Consider the following 14,819-nt stretch of genomic DNA (forward strand, 5'->3'; position numbering starts at 1 on the left):
ATCGATATCTCCCTTAATTCGAGTTATGTCAAGAGCGGTAAAGGTAAATCTCATGGGCTTGCAACGAGGTAAGAATGTCCGTTGCTTCATGATCGAGGTTTATCCTGATTGCTTCCTTGATCCGTTCAATTCTACTGGGTAGGTTCGGGGCATCACTTTTTAGTTTACTATGTTTTTGCCGTCTCTTTCTTTTGTTTTTATCAGATCGGCTCCTTTTCCTGTCACCTCTTTTTTTCTGATCGTCTGAGAGGGTATAATCACTATCATTTGTCACTAAGTCACATAAGCTAAGCGCTGCTGTATGCACAAAGATACAGTCTGTGGTTTCTGGTTGATTATCATCATTCAGAATTATGGTTTTGAGGGCTTTATCTAAGGGTAAGTTAATTTTGGAATCAACATAATGATGGTCATTGAAAAGGAGCCAGTATCTCAAAATTTGGATTTCATCTCCTTCATCGTCAGACTGGCTAATTCTTGAATTCAATCTATGCTTGTATTCATTTTTAATCCGTTTGCCCTGATCAAGGCAGAGCCTGTAATCTTGTTTCTGTAGAAACTTGAGTAGTCGATTAATATGTTTTTCTTCGGTTTTGGCTTGCCAGTCACCCAGAACTATATTTTTGGGTTCATAGAGTAGATGCTCAAATATATTGGTATCAATCACAATTAAAGATGATTTATTATTTTCTGACATGGCTAAAACGAACTTTTGATTCTAACTCATCTATTGAACAACTCATAATAAACTCTAAATTAATATCAAGTTAATTATAATTCTAGTGCTTCTATAATATCAGCTCCAAAAAACTCCATTGGCAACCCCTTTTCTAAACTGCCATCAGGTTTGATATCTAAGTTTTTAACATTTACCACCTGATCTTCAGTGTGGAAATACGCTACAGATACATGATCAGGATTTAATTGCTGATGAGCAACTAGACGACGCAGGCGAAGCATAAGATTTGCACTATGGGTTTCGATAAGTGATGGCACCCGACGCTGATTCCATAAATCGGCAAAGAAAGAACCCATTGCCAACTGAGCCGTAGGATGAATTTGAGCTTCCGGTTGTTCAACGATTAGCAGTTGTCCCCGGTTGAGTAAAGCTCCCTGTACAAAAATAGGAATGCATTGACTGACACCAAAACCAAAATCAGCCAGGTAAGCCTCTGCACCAGTCAGCTTATTCTTGGCACAAAATTCGGGGATAAACCCTTTTACACGCGGTTCAAATCGGACTTCTTCAATGTCAACCACTGATTCCATTTGCTGCAAAACAAACTCAGATCTTTGACCCCGTTCTTCACTAAGAAGTCTTTGTAGGTGAGGCATCGCATATTCGCCCCGATGACCCACATCATCTGGAGGCGGACTTCCCAAAATGACGCTTCTTTGTGACTCTTCCCGTATTGGGGAAAGATGACGCATCGATATTATTTCACGACGTATACCATCTAAATAAAGATTATCAAACGCGGATTTCAGAATATCAACTGGGCTATTGGGTAATGGAAAGGTCAGGAACCTGGTTCTCCGAATATTATTCTCTTGCTTTTTGAAGATTTTATTGCCGCCAATATTACAGGTAACGGAATGTTTTCCTCTGGGGCTTTTGCTATAGGGAATACTTCCCACAATAGAAAACTGCGCTAGCAACTCTCTCGCGGGGATCTCCGCAGAAACTCTGATACTAGTCTCTTGTTCCAGTGCATCCTGAGTGGAAATGGTAGAGGATGTTCGTAAATTGACGTTTAAATCAACACTCGTGCCTTCTAAATTCTCTATTGGTTTACTTTGTTGTAATTCTTCTCTAATTTGCTGAATAGCAGGTTCAGGTAAATCATTGGTTTCAATCTCTAGCGTAAATTGAAATGAATTACTGCGAGACATCGAATTTTTCAAATCCTGGAATGTGCCAAGTGTAGCATGTCGTCCCTCTGTAACAAAAAAGCCAGCTTCACTGGACTCAAGGGTTTGCTGAAGCATTAGCAAAAATTTAATGAGTGTCGATTTTCCCGCACTGTTGCGACCAATCAGAATGGTGATCGGTCGAATACGCACATCAATTTCCTCTCGGAAGGCACGAAAATTTTTTAATTTGATTCGGGTCAGCATCTATATACTCTTACCGGGTTACGTTGCTCTAGGTTAGGCGAATGATCTTTAAGGATTCGATACCCCGATCATCCACTATCTTGACGGCAATTTGTTGATAATCTCCCATTTCAAAGGGTAGCGATACTGTGCCTTGATAAGACTCAATTAAATCTTCATCAATCTCAGCTTTTAGATTTTTGGCAAGGCGAGACCAGCCATCTTTTGCTCCTGCCATTGGGAAGAAAACCTGCCGAGGAAAGAGACTTCTACCGTCATAATCGGTATCGAGCATCCAGATGGCAATTTTTTCGACACTGCCCGATTCAATGTTGCCCGTTTTCGTGTTGTAGTAGTCGAAACCATATACTTCAACTTCCCACTTCCCTGTATTTTCACCCCAAGTAATCCGGCGGAGAGCGACATCCGGTTGACCGATAAGCCAGAAGCTTTCATTGCTAGCGCGTTTTTTCTTCAAGTCTTCTGTTAATAGGTCAGCATTCATCTGTACCTTGAGTAGGGTAATCCCGGACCAGTTGGTTTCATCAATGTCTTTTGCCGCTTCAGGGTCAAATTGAAAGGCTGCAAAGATAACGAGTTTGGGTCTAGGTACAAGGGTTTGAGCTTCCTGAATCGCCATCTCTACCTGCCGTTGCTCTAAGGGTTTGTGTTCTGAACCAAAAGAAACAACAGCCCTCATGGGTTGACCGTAAGTGCCACCACTTTCTTTAACTGTGTTAGCGCCTCGGTCATTCAGTTTGGTTTCAGCATCAGCATGAAGCCAACGAGTACCCGGTAGGGGTTCTACCCGCGAAAACAGAATGTACTGATTATTTTTACCCCGAATGCCAGTTTTGAACAGTTCATCTCGCCATTCAGCTTGTCGCAGAGTTTCACCAGAACGAGCAATAGATTCATCCGCAGGCTGCTGATTGTTCTCAATCTCATCAATTGGTGTTACGACAGGAGCAGGTACGGCTTCAACGGTAAAGGGACCAGTTACCCTGACTTTTGATTTGTCTATAAGAGGCTGATCATAAAGTGTCTCTGTGGCAGCGTATTTCTGAATTGCTTGATCAATTTCTACTGGCGTCATGCCTTCCCGAATTTCGGGATTGTTGGCAATAGATTTAAGTGTAATGTGAGGAACTGTTTTGTAATTAAATCCTCCGCCAACTCCTTCTTCTGGATGTGTCAATTTGTAATAATCAAATACGGCTGTCATCAATCGTTGCTTGGCTAATGTAATCGCCACTCGTGACGTATCGCAGGTAATCCATCTGCGTCCCCACTGTTCAGCAACGTAGGCAGTAGTACCAGCACCACAGGTAGGATCTAGAACGAGATCACCTGGATCTGTAGTCATAAGGAGGCATCGTTGGACAACAGTAGGTGTTGTTTGAACTACATAACTTCGACTTCCAAATTCAATCGTGTCCTGCCAAGAATTTAACAGTGATGTGTAACCAAAGTCCTGTAAGTACATTTTGTAGTAGAGCTTTTTTCCCAAAACAAAAAGCCTATTGTACATCTTCAGAGCTTGAATACCTCCAGGATTTGTCCTCCAACTTTTTCCTCGTTTTGTCTCAAAAATTTTACCTTCAAACTCAATCGGAAAAGTGCATGAGGGAGTATAGCCTGAAGACGCTAAGTCTGAACGCTTGAAAACTTTATATTTGCGTGCTATCTCATCAAAAGCATTTATTTCTTCTGCCGTTAGTCTCCTGTAGCTACCATCAGCCTCATCAACAAAGACAAACTCAGAACCAGAACCCACATTTTTAGGTGTAAATAAATTTCTATATTTTAAAAGATTTTTATCGTAGGCATACCAACATAAATAATCAAAAACCGAATTTATCTGGCCAGACTCCAAAGGCATCATTGTTTTAAAGTTAATGGTTGCCACAAAATTTGCTTTGCCAAATACCTCATCCATCAATTCCCTGACATGATGCACATTTTCATCGCCAATCTGTACAAAAACACTACCACTCTCTGACAGCAACTCTCGCGCCAACAACAACCGATCGCGCAAATAAGTCAAATACGAATGAATCCCCAACTCCCAAGTATCCCGAAATGCTTTAATCATTTCCGGTTCTTGAGTCAAGTCCTCATCCTTACCATCTCTAACATCCCGCTTATTCACAAACGGCTGAAAATTAGAGCCATACTTAATCCCATAAGGCGGATCAATGTAAATCATCTGCACCTGTCCCGCCATTCCCTCTTTTTCCAGTAGAGAATTCATGACTAGAAGAGAATCTCCAGCAACCAACCGATTTGTCCAATTGTGCTTATGCTTATAAAACTCGATCGCCTCCCGAATCGGGGGATTTTCCTCTGGTTCTTGAAATAGTGATAACTGTATGGCTTCCTGATGCTTCTGCTTCCGCACCGCTTCAACGATACTACGGGGATCGATGCGTTCATGAACATGCAGTGATACGGTAGGCACTTCAAAACTGGTATGTTCCGCTTTGCCAGCCCAAACCAACTGTGGGTCAAGATGGGGATCATAGGCATACTCTTTGCTACCCATATCTGGATCAGTGTCAGGGGTAACTAACCCAATGGGTGGGTTATTGACTCGTTGCTCGTTTTTGTGCCTGTATTGTTCAATGGGTCTTTGCTCTGGTTTCTTTCTAGCCATGAACTCTCCCTAGCCTCAGAGCTTTCAATGTACAACCTATGCGATCGCTGTGCCGAATTTTTGGGAAATTTTTTACAATCGCCCTACCTTGCCAACCGAATTGCCCAGCGCTGGTGAATCACATCCAGTCGCACTGGAATCACAGGCTGACCTGATTTGAGGGATGCGATCGCCGCATCTGTGACAAAGTGATTATAGGATTAATTGGTTACGAGATCAGGCGACCAAAAAGGGTCTCGCTCTCAATCATTAAATAGTGAATGTACTCCAAGAGCGATCGCCTCCCGTTCCACCTGATGCTTTCCGCTTTTCCCACGCTAGTTGTTAATGGAACAGAAGTCAACCTTGATAAACATTTTCCGAAATTTTAATTGCTCGGCTCATTCTGCAAATATTCCAACATCAATAAACGCAAGTAATCTAACCTTCTAATATAACCCTTCATTTGCTCATACTTGCCATTACTGCCAAAATAAAACTGGACGATAACAGGTATTCTAAAAAATCGCATTTCTCGCAATTGATCAATTGCATTGGTTTCATTTAGAATCCCCCCTTGCGCCTGAATTTGATTGGCATAACCCCGGAGAGTGACCGTTAACAGTTCAACTTCCTCTAACAGAGAAAACTCTTCATTAGATGGACGAAAATTAGCCACAATTTCTTTTCGTTCTCTTTGAGTATTCTGATCGGCTAATTTTATCTCATCTAACAAATGCACAATATGAGTTTTCGTTGCTTCTCTCTCATTTAAAACAGCTTCACTCATCGTTAACTCCATAAGTGACAATTTTTTCAGCGGCTTGCGGTGCGTTACGCTACGCTAACACACCCTACAAATAGAGTCTTTGCGTAAGTATATATTGTGAATGCCTTGAAAGAGCGATCGCGCTCCTGGGTTGATCCGCCGTTAATTGCCACCGCCCCAACCTGACATTAGAAGCCAAAAATGCAACTTAATGATTGACATTGTTAGATTAATGATCTAACTTCATCAAATCTGTCACTCCACACCGTTGAGGGAGTCTTGCCATGACGAACAACATCCTTGACAAAATTGATACCCGGAGATTGGGGGAACTCCTTCAACAAGCGCGTAATCAGTGTGGCATGACCCAAGCGGATGCGGCTAACGTCATCGATGCAGCGCGTACAACGATGGTTGCGATCGAGAAAGGAGAGCGCCGTCTTAAGCCAACAGAACTGATCAAGCTTGCCCGTGCTTACGGACGAGCCGTCAGCGACTTTGTGCGCCCCCGTCCCGTGATCCAACCGTTGGAGGTTCAATTCCGAGCTGCCTACCGACGCAATCAAGTAGAAGAGTTGCAGATTGAACCTGTCATTCGACTCCTAGAGGAGTTGTGCCAGAATTACCTGGAACTTGAAGAAATTATGGATGCACCACTCCCGCGAAACTATCCTCGTGAGTACCATCTGAGTGGTATGCCTATAGAGCGGGCGGCGGAGAGTATTGCCGTTGAAGAACGTCAACGCCTCGGTCTTGGAGATGGTCCCATTCCTCTGCTTCGAGACATCTTAGAGCAGAGTGTAGGACTCCGTATCTTTTACTTAAAAATGCCACCAAAATACTCAGAACTCTATAGTTACGACGAGCAACGGGGTGGCTGCATGGCAATTAATGCTGATCATCCCGAAGAACGACGACGTTGGTCATTAGCTCATGGATATCTTCATTTTCTTGCTCATCGACGCAAGCCTGTACTTGATTTTGAGGGACAGTACAAGAGAATGCCGGAAAGCGAACGACTCGCTGAAGCCTTCCCCAAATATTTCCTGATGCCGACGAGTGGTTTGCTTAAACGGTTCCACTATATGTCTCGCGCCAATGGTAAGTTCACTCCCACCAATTTATTTACGTTGGCTCATTACTACGGCGTATCTGTGCAAGCGCTAATTTATCGGTTAGAGGAGATGGAACTGCTGCCATCTGGAACGTGGGATCGATTAAGCGATCGCGTCAGCGTGTCCGATAGGACGTATCGCGGATTGAAAGTCAGAAAGGTACAGGAAGAACTTGGCTTAGAAGAAATCCCCCAACGTACTGATAGGATGCCAGTCCATTACCAACATCTTGCCATTGAAGCATTCGATCAGGGGCTAATTACTGAAGGGCGCTTCGCCAATTTTCTCCATGTTGATCGCCTCGAAGCCCGTCGCCTTGCCGAAGTATTGCGAGAGTATTCCAGTGGAATGGTGGAGGAAGCGACTGATTTGGATTTACGCCAAGGGCAGGAATGACAGAAGGTTAGCTTAACGTATGCAAATTGATCACTCCCACGTTCTTCTTGACGCCTGCTGCATCTTAAACTTTAGTGCATCAGGTCATCTTTTGGAAATTTTGCAAGCTATTCCGGCTCAAGTTGCAGTTCCCCAAGTTGTGCGAGAGCGTGAATTGAAGACACTGCAACGCCTTGAGAATGAAGAGAACGAGGGAGCGACTCAGTTTGAGGTTGCCATTGCCCAGGGTTTACTGATTGTGGTGGACTTTAAATCAGAAGCAGAGGAGACATCTTTTGTCAACTATGTTTTTGAACTAGGCGATGATGGAGAATCTGCCTGTTGTGCGATCGCGGTTCATCGAGGATGGGCAATAGCAACCGACGATAAGAAGGCAATCTCGTTTATTCAACGGGAGATCTCCCAGCTTCAAATTATATCAACTCCAGAGATAATCAAGCATTGGTCAGAGAAAGTATCTCTTGATGCTTCAGTACTCCGTGATGCACTCAGAGCAATTCGGGTCAAGGGGCGATATTTACCACGTAAAAACCATCCTTTACTAAGTTGGTGGCAAGCTGCTTTGACTGATCCAGACGCTTTAGAGGAATGAGATTCTGTAATCCAAATACATTGTTTTTGAAAACCCATGCAATTAGGGGCTAAAGCCCCTACTACGAACCCAACTAAAATAGGACGTTGTTTGTAGTGAGAACTTTAGTTCTCTCTCCGCCTAGCTGGAGAGGGCTAAAGCCCCTACTACGAACCCAACCTATTCCACCATTTTAACTGTGTCAGTCCACTACGGTCTAAGAATACCGGATTTGCAGCAGTAGTCTATCTGCTTTAACGGGAGAAATGACTCGGTGAATGCAAGAAGGGTCTTGCACAAAACCAAATCCACTTTCTCCTTCAATGATCAGTTGATTGTCTTGCCCGTAATAATTAAGCACCGTCTTGTCCGACTGGCGACCCGCAGAAAAGGTCATGTAAAGTGGCTTTTTCTGATGAGAGCCTTTAATCATAACATGAGCACCCGAATCAGCCTTCACATCGGTGATATAAAAATAGGCGGTCATGAAGTTGTACCCAGCAATATCATAGTGAAAGTTTGTAGGTGGATAACTCTGTCTAATTTCCGGCTCGGACAGATCTGAAACTAAACTCCAAGTTAGATGCTGAGTAATTTGATTGGGCCAATACCCCAGATAGTTCTTAACGATTTGCAACAGCAGCGGATCTTGGGTAATTTTTTGAATGGCTTCGCAATCCATTGCATCACGCACCAAGGCACGCAGCACTGGATGCTCACCTCGCCTGCGACCCTTTCTAATTACCTCTTCGATGAAAAACTCGTCGTCAGACTCAGGTTCAATACAAGGTGTTTGAATGGCATATTGATAGATTTCTTTTACCATTGACGGCGATAAATGCAGACCAAATCCCACTCCTTCATGACGGAGTTGTTGGACACATTTATCTAGGGAAACACCGTCAAACATTGAATCGGAAGCAATCTTCAGGCGTTTTTTATAGAAATCGGGATTTAGGCGCTGTCGCCTAGCTTGGAGAAGACTATATATTCTCCGACAGATGAGGAAACGACCAAACCGCTGCGTGAAGTCTCCTTGGATTAACCGCTTTATCGGGTTTGAGGCTGAACTTAAGCGTCCCTTTGAACGTTCTAATGTGGCACTTTTCATGACAATTCTCAAGACACTTGGGTACATCTACTACTCTCATCATTACTTTTGGAGATCAGGAGTGTCACACCCAGTTTGAGATCAGTAATTTACGCCGCGAAACTGATCCGTTATTTCTTTTAGAGAGAATTGTACAGGCGATATCCAAGAGGATGGCGGAATAGATTTGACTGTTCAATCGAAGCTAAAACAAGCCAAGAACTCAAGTTCTTGGCTTATAGCTAAAGTCCATTAAAATGGACTAATACCAAATTCGGGTTAGCTACCCCTGTTATAACCTAGTCCGCGCAGGCGGACTTTGTTTGTGTAGCAGCGATTTCAATCGCCTCCTCTTGCATGGGGTGATTTACTCAGTATTCATTAATTTTTACCCCGATTATCATTAAACCTGAACCCGATTTTACCTAAACAGAATACTTTTGCGAAAATGATGAAACCTGGGCTTCCAACTCATCGCATGCTTCACGCACCAACCGCAACCCTTCTTCCTTTTCTAGTTTAGCGCCTGCAGGAACAAATTCTTGAAGAATTTCCGCTTCTGTTGTTTGATAGTCACCCCAATCTGACTTCAACTTTTCTAGGTAATTAATCCCTTCACTGCCATCTTCAATCGCAAACTCTAAAATAGAATCCAGATAAGCCGTAACCTTAGAACTCCTCACTCCTTCCGTCACAGCCGCAAATAATAATTCACCATTGAGATAGTCAAAATCTGGCACAATTAGCCAATCATCGCGTAACTCAAAGGTCTGAGCGCCTTGAGCAGGTCTAACGGTTATTCCTTCCTGTCTAACTCGCCGAGCGGCATTATAAACTAATCTCATAATCGTGAAAATTACGTCCGGATAATTACTATCAATTCCCCGTAATTCTACTGTTCCTAATGCATTGAGTCGCACCGGATTCCAACCGGATTTCAGTAAATTTCCGCTGCCTTCAGTAAACAACTTCCGCTCAACTCCCGCCTGATCCATCGCGGTTAGCCATGCATAATAGCGTTCAAATTGCAACTCCACTAACTGTTCCACAGAATCGGCATAGGGCATTAAACCGCCAACAGATTGTAAGTGAGTATACACGCCTTCCCAGCCAAATCGGTCACTTCCCCGATAGCGGACAATATGATAGGCTAGTCCCGTGGCTTCTCCTTCATAAAAGGGACAGGCGCGTCCCAAGGCGATGAGGGCGGAATCTAAGGCGGTGGCTAAATTATAAATATTAATGAGTTCTTCGCGTTCAGCGGCGCTGCTGTTATAAGAGACACCAACGCGGGAATCAATTACTCCTGGTGGTACTTCTAAATGGATATGAGTACCCGTACATTTACCCGCATTCAAAAATCGGTCGTAGCCAACGGTGCGAACTTGGACATGATAGCTTAATTTATCCCGAATAACGGGAATTAAATGTAAGGGATAGCTGGATAGGGGATAAAGCCGCAAATCCATCTTTTTCCCCACCTGTAATCCGAGTTGTAAGTTTTTTAGATAGGCTGTGGCTAATTCGGTGGGCGTATGGGCGGGAGGGGTATTAATTTCGATCATTCCCTTTACCCATTCCGGCATAAAGTAATCAGGATTTAATCCAATGGATTCGGCTTCTTGGCGACAATTTTGTAAGAATTCATCGGCACGATTGGAAAATTTGCCCGTTTCTTCTACGAGGAAAAATTCTTGTTCTAAACCAATGCGACGTTTACCTAGTTTCATAGTGTTCACGGTTGCTTAGTATTATAGCGGTTTCCAGTCAGAACCCCGATTTCTCTAAGAAGTCGGGGATCTTGGGTATCGGCAAAATCCCCTAAACCCGCCCCTACTTTCCTCACAATCAAACCTCCACCACGGCTTGCTGATACACCTGTTGTGTCACCTGAACTAATCGTTGCATAGCGGTTTCTAATTCGCGATCGCTTGCGGTTAAACTAATCCGAATACACTGATGCTGGTGTTCCCAGGTGTCCCGTAATCCGGGGAAGAAGGTGTTTCCGGGAACCACGATTATCCCCACTTGCTTTAACTGTTGATACAAGTCCCAATCGGTGATTGGCAAATCCTTGAACCACAACCAGGCAAAAATAGCACCTTCACCGCGATGTAAAAACCAGGGTAAATCTTTGGGCATAAATTGGTTTAGCGCTGTTTCTAATACGGTAAACTTGTGCTGATAATAGGGACGAATCACATTAACAGAAATCTCAGCCAATGCGCCAGAATTAATCGCCTGTGCAGCAATGGCTTGTCCGTAGCGGGAGGAATGGATACAGAGATTCGTCTGGAACGATTGCAAAATCTCAATCATATCCGGATTACCAATAGCAACGCCAATCCGTTCTCCGGGTAGTCCGGCTTTGGATAAACTCAGACAATGGATAATATTATCACCAAAAATTGGCGTCATTTCGGTAAAGTTTAATGCCGGAAATGGCGGTGCATAGGCGGAGTCAATGAATACTGGGATATGATTAGGTGCGGCGAGTTCGGCAATTTTTAGCACTTCGTTATCGGTGAGAACATTCCCTGTGGGATTACAGGGGCGAGAAAATATGACACATCCAGTATTTTGGTTGATTTTCAATTGACTGAAGTCGGGACGGTATTTGTAGCGATGCGCCGCTTCGTCAATCTCTAGGCTGGGTTTATAGGCGATTAGGGCTTCTGGGGTTAAGCTGACGCCACCATACCCGGTATAATCGGGACTCAGGGGGAGAACGATTTGTTTTAACTCCCCCGCTTGGGTATAGCCGCCAAAGGCATTGGCGCCGTAGAAGTAAATGGATTGAGAACCGGGAGTAATTAAGATATTCCGTTCCGTCAGTCTCAAGCCATAACGCTGATTAAAATCTTTTGCGATCGCGTCAATCAAGGGCTGGTATCCTTGAGATGACCCATAACGGCAAACCACTTCTCCGTAGTCAGGACTTGCCAAGAGTTGGGCGGTACAGTCTCGCCACAGTTGTTCCACCGCTGGCAAAATTACCGGATTTCCTGCACTAAGATTAATGAACTCCTGTCCCTGACCTAATCGTAACGTTTCAATAATATCCTTCATAATAGCCCGGACGCCCGTCAGGTTGGACATCTGAGTACCGAATTGAGTGAGAGACGGTTCCATCATTATTTACAATGCGCGATCGCTCTTATCACAGAGGTTAACTTGCTTTACCCCAAATTGAGTCAATTGTGCTGATTCCCTGGGGACTGTACTTATTTAACCGCAAAATACCCTTCCTTCGTTATCATAAATAATGCAATGCCGCGCCCGGTGATGGTACGTCTATGACCCAAGCTCCCCTTCTTACTCCACCTTCCACTGATCAACATATTGTCTATTCCAGCATTACCTGGGAACAATTTAAGTTAATTCAGGCTGGTTTTGCCAACTCTCCGGGTATTCGACTAGCTTACTATAACAGCACGATTGAAATTATTATGCCGGGACGCGAACATGAAATGTTTAGTCGGATCATTGGCTTTTTAATTGGCTTATTTTGCCTAGACAATGCTATTGAATTTGAACCCACGGGTGCGATGACTCAAGAGCAAGAGGGAGTCGTTTCTGCTCAAGCCGATGAATCTTACTGTTTTGGTTCATCCAAACCCATTCCTGATCTCGTTATTGAAGTTGTAGTCACCAGTGGTGATCCGAACAAACTGAAGCGATATCAGGCATTAGGAGTGCCAGAAGTTTGGTTTTGGCAAGACGGTTTATTTAGCCTCTATCGCCTACGGAATAATCAGTACGAAAAAATTACCCGCAGTGAAATTGCCGAACTAGCAACGCTAAGTATTGACCTGCTCACCCGTTGTGTGTTGATGGCTCAAACGTCTCGGTTGGAAGCAGCAAAAGCGTTTCGCCAAGCCATTAAATCGTCATCCGTGTAAAATTTCAAACCATTACTGTTCCCCACCTTTCTCACTTTCATTCAGCCAGATACCCTGAAACGTAAGACTTGAGCAAATCAACTTAGCCTTGGTGTACCCTAGGTAAGGTAAACGCTACAGACAGGGAGAAAAACCACGGCTTACACACGTCCCCTCGCTCGACTGATCGAGCAACTACAACGCTTACCTGGAGTCGGTCCCAAAACCGCTCAACGATTGGCTTTACATATTATTAAGCGCTCAGAGGATGAAGTCAAAGCCTTGGCGCAGGCTTTAATTGAAGCGAAAAAGCAGGTTGGCTTGTGTCAGGTTTGCTTTCACTTGTCGGCTGAATCGGTGTGTGATATCTGTCGTAATCCAAATCGGGATAAAACAACGCTTTGTGTGGTGGCGGATTCCCGTGATGTGATTGCGTTGGAGAAAACACGGGAGTATCGGGGAAATTATCATGTTCTTGGTGGGGTAATTTCTCCGATGGATGGAATTGGACCGGAACAATTGCATGTTGAACAACTAGTGCGCCGCGTTAGCCAGCAGAAGATTCAAGAGGTGATTTTAGCGATCGGTCCGAGTGTGGAAGGGGAGACGACGACGCTGTATATTGGTCAACTGTTGAAACCATTTACGAAGGTGACTCGGATTGCTTTTGGTTTACCCATGGGTGGGGATTTGGAATATGCGGATGAGGTGACATTAGCGCGGGCGTTGGAAGGGCGACGAGAGTTGGATTAGTTATTTGTCATTTGTCATTTGTCATTCGTCATTTGTCATTTGTCATTTGTCATTTGTTAAGAAATAGGGTATTCAACTAGATTAGGGCACGATGGTATCGTACCCCTAACACAACCGAAGGGATAATTGATTGGGTAGGGACACGGCATTGCCGTACCCTATGTATAGCTTTCATTCTGCCTTTTGCCTGCCAAAATCATTCATCGAGTCACTTCGATATAAATATGCTCTAAGCGTACAGGTTGGCGCGTGATTGAATCTAGGGAAATGCCCTCAAATTTATCAATTATTTCTTTTAAATCTAACGCTTCGGGTAACCAAAAGGCTAAATCATTCCCGTAGCGTCGATGGGTAAAACCAAGTTCTGCCGCCCGCGCGATCGCACGTTCTTCTTCTTGTGTTTGGATAATCACAATTTCTTGGGCGGGAATCCGTTGGCGCAGGGTATCTAAATTCCCTTCGGCGATAATTTGTCCCCCTTTGAGAATGCCAATCCGTTGACACAGGCGTTCGGCTTCATCGAGTAAATGAGTGGTTAATAAAATTGTTAATCCTTGACGTTGAAGACGGCGAATCAAATCCCAAATTTCATATCGGGCTTCGATATCTAAACCGGTTGTGGGTTCGTCTAAAATGACCAGTTTCGGCTGATGAACTAGGGCGACGGCTATATTTAAGCGTCGCTGCATTCCCCCACTTAAGGTTTCAACGGGACACCTACCGCGATCTAACAGGTTAACGGCGTCTAAACAGGCGTGGACGTGTTGTTGTCGTTGTCGTTTACTTAAGCCATAGATTCGAGCAAAAAAATGCAGGTTTTCGGCACAGGTTAAGGTTTTATAGAGTAAGTTTTCCTGGGGGGCAATTCCGATTAGGCTTTTGGTGGCGTCGGAGACGGGTTGGTGATTAATTGTGATTGTGCCACTGTCGGCTTTGAGTAAGTTACAGATAGTATTAATTGTGGTGGTTTTTCCGGCACCATTGGGTCCGAGTAATCCGTAAATTTCTCCGGGGTGGATGTGCAGGGTGAGATTTTGTAGAACCGGGCGATCGCCGTAGGATTTACAGAGTTTTTTGATATGCAGCACGATGGGGAACGGGGAACGGGGAACAGGGAACGGGGAAAAGCGCACGTTGGTAAAGGGCGCACGTCAGTTATTGGTGTCAACTTAAAACTTTGTCTAACTAGCGCTCAAAGTTTAGATCCCCCTAAATCCCCCTTCAAAAGGGGGACTTTGATTAATTTCTGGTTCCCCCCTTTCAAAGGGGGGCTAGGGGGGATCTCTGATTAAGTAGGGGTTTCTACCTTAAGTTTACACGGGCGCACGTCGGTCATCCGTGTCAACTTAAGACTTTGTATGACTAGCGCTCGAAGTTTAGATCCCCCTAAATCCCCCTTCAAAAGGGGGACTTTGATTAATTTCTGGTTCCCCCCTTTCAAAGGGGGGCTAGGGGGGATCTCTGATTAAGTAGGGGTTTCTACCTTAAGTTTACACGGGCGCACGTCGGTCA

General features: G+C 44.3%; 11 protein-coding genes and 1 pseudogene. 4 read left to right on the forward strand and 8 right to left on the reverse strand.

Features of this window, described 5'->3' with window-relative positions; genetic code table 11:
- Window positions 1-28 precede the first annotated feature (28 nt).
- The 4 genes from RIE73_RS27675 to RIE73_RS27690 form a co-directional block, all read right to left on the reverse strand.
- Window positions 29-697 carry a hypothetical protein gene (locus RIE73_RS27675; protein WP_446404235.1) on the reverse strand — a complete coding sequence of 223 codons (669 nt, stop codon included), beginning with the start codon at window positions 695-697 and terminating at the stop codon, window positions 29-31.
- 74 nt (window positions 698-771) lie between these two features.
- Window positions 772-2,118: an AAA family ATPase gene (locus tag RIE73_RS27680; protein WP_446404236.1), complete on the reverse strand. Its 1,347-nt coding sequence runs from the start codon at window positions 2,116-2,118 to the stop codon at window positions 772-774.
- Between the two features lie 28 nt (window positions 2,119-2,146).
- Window positions 2,147-4,753: a site-specific DNA-methyltransferase gene (locus tag RIE73_RS27685; RefSeq protein ID WP_446404237.1), complete on the reverse strand. Its 2,607-nt coding sequence runs from the start codon at window positions 4,751-4,753 to the stop codon at window positions 2,147-2,149.
- 367 nt (window positions 4,754-5,120) lie between these two features.
- Window positions 5,121-5,522 (reverse strand): hypothetical protein, encoded by a 402-nt coding sequence (locus RIE73_RS27690; protein WP_446404238.1) that lies wholly within the window; start codon window positions 5,520-5,522, stop codon window positions 5,121-5,123.
- A gap of 263 nt (window positions 5,523-5,785) precedes the next feature.
- Between RIE73_RS27690 and RIE73_RS27695 the strand changes: the two genes are divergently transcribed.
- Both RIE73_RS27695 and RIE73_RS27700 read left to right on the forward strand, forming a co-directional pair.
- The gene (locus tag RIE73_RS27695; protein WP_446404239.1) at window positions 5,786-7,012 is read left to right on the forward strand and encodes an ImmA/IrrE family metallo-endopeptidase; all 1,227 of its coding nucleotides are present in this window, start codon (window positions 5,786-5,788) and stop codon (window positions 7,010-7,012) included.
- A 19-nt stretch (window positions 7,013-7,031) separates the two neighbouring features.
- The gene (locus RIE73_RS27700) at window positions 7,032-7,604 is read left to right on the forward strand and encodes a hypothetical protein (RefSeq protein ID WP_446404240.1); all 573 of its coding nucleotides are present in this window, start codon (window positions 7,032-7,034) and stop codon (window positions 7,602-7,604) included.
- 196 nt (window positions 7,605-7,800) lie between these two features.
- On the opposite strand, the gene RIE73_RS27705 is transcribed toward RIE73_RS27700, so the two are convergent.
- From RIE73_RS27705 to RIE73_RS27715, 3 genes are all read right to left on the reverse strand, one after another.
- Window positions 7,801-8,694, reverse strand: coding sequence for a hypothetical protein (locus RIE73_RS27705; protein ID WP_446404241.1), 894 nt, complete (start codon window positions 8,692-8,694; stop codon window positions 7,801-7,803).
- 404 nt (window positions 8,695-9,098) lie between these two features.
- Window positions 9,099-10,403: a glutamate-cysteine ligase family protein gene (locus RIE73_RS27710; RefSeq protein WP_446404242.1), complete on the reverse strand. Its 1,305-nt coding sequence runs from the start codon at window positions 10,401-10,403 to the stop codon at window positions 9,099-9,101.
- A gap of 118 nt (window positions 10,404-10,521) precedes the next feature.
- The gene (locus RIE73_RS27715) at window positions 10,522-11,805 is read right to left on the reverse strand and encodes a valine--pyruvate transaminase (RefSeq protein ID WP_446404246.1); all 1,284 of its coding nucleotides are present in this window, start codon (window positions 11,803-11,805) and stop codon (window positions 10,522-10,524) included.
- A 164-nt stretch (window positions 11,806-11,969) separates the two neighbouring features.
- Between RIE73_RS27715 and RIE73_RS27720 the strand changes: the two genes are divergently transcribed.
- Both RIE73_RS27720 and recR read left to right on the forward strand, forming a co-directional pair.
- Window positions 11,970-12,575, forward strand: a complete 606-nt coding sequence (locus tag RIE73_RS27720) for a Uma2 family endonuclease (RefSeq protein WP_446404243.1) — start codon at window positions 11,970-11,972, stop codon at window positions 12,573-12,575.
- Window positions 12,576-12,710: 135 nt separating this feature from the next.
- Window positions 12,711-13,307: pseudogene (gene recR, locus RIE73_RS27725) on the forward strand (recombination mediator RecR); the annotation flags it as partial.
- A gap of 200 nt (window positions 13,308-13,507) precedes the next feature.
- On the opposite strand, the gene RIE73_RS27730 reads toward recR, so the two are convergent.
- Entirely contained in the window at window positions 13,508-14,395 is an 888-nt protein-coding gene (locus RIE73_RS27730; RefSeq protein WP_446404244.1) for an ABC transporter ATP-binding protein, read from the reverse strand.
- Window positions 14,396-14,819 lie beyond the last annotated feature (424 nt).

It is taken from the genome of Coleofasciculus sp. C1-SOL-03 (assembly GCF_040220555.1).
Classification (GTDB): Bacteria; Cyanobacteriota; Cyanobacteriia; order Cyanobacteriales; family Coleofasciculaceae; genus Coleofasciculus.

Excerpts from the sequence above, each read along its gene's own strand:
- RIE73_RS27685 (WP_446404237.1), bottom strand. The coding sequence starts at position 4,753 with ATGGCTAGAAAGAAACCAGAGCAAAGACCCATTGAACAATACAGGCAC.
- RIE73_RS27715 (WP_446404246.1), bottom strand. The coding sequence starts at position 11,805 with ATGGAACCGTCTCTCACTCAATTCGGTACTCAGATGTCCAACCTGACG.
- RIE73_RS27675 (WP_446404235.1), bottom strand. The coding sequence starts at position 697 with ATGTCAGAAAATAATAAATCATCTTTAATTGTGATTGATACCAATATA.
- RIE73_RS27695 (WP_446404239.1), top strand. The coding sequence starts at position 5,786 with ATGACGAACAACATCCTTGACAAAATTGATACCCGGAGATTGGGGGAA.
- RIE73_RS27690 (WP_446404238.1), bottom strand. The coding sequence starts at position 5,522 with ATGAGTGAAGCTGTTTTAAATGAGAGAGAAGCAACGAAAACTCATATT.
- RIE73_RS27680 (WP_446404236.1), bottom strand. The coding sequence starts at position 2,118 with ATGCTGACCCGAATCAAATTAAAAAATTTTCGTGCCTTCCGAGAGGAA.
- RIE73_RS27700 (WP_446404240.1), top strand. The coding sequence starts at position 7,032 with ATGCAAATTGATCACTCCCACGTTCTTCTTGACGCCTGCTGCATCTTA.
- RIE73_RS27720 (WP_446404243.1), top strand. The coding sequence starts at position 11,970 with ATGACCCAAGCTCCCCTTCTTACTCCACCTTCCACTGATCAACATATT.
- RIE73_RS27710 (WP_446404242.1), bottom strand. The coding sequence starts at position 10,403 with ATGAAACTAGGTAAACGTCGCATTGGTTTAGAACAAGAATTTTTCCTC.
- RIE73_RS27705 (WP_446404241.1), bottom strand. The coding sequence starts at position 8,694 with ATGAAAAGTGCCACATTAGAACGTTCAAAGGGACGCTTAAGTTCAGCC.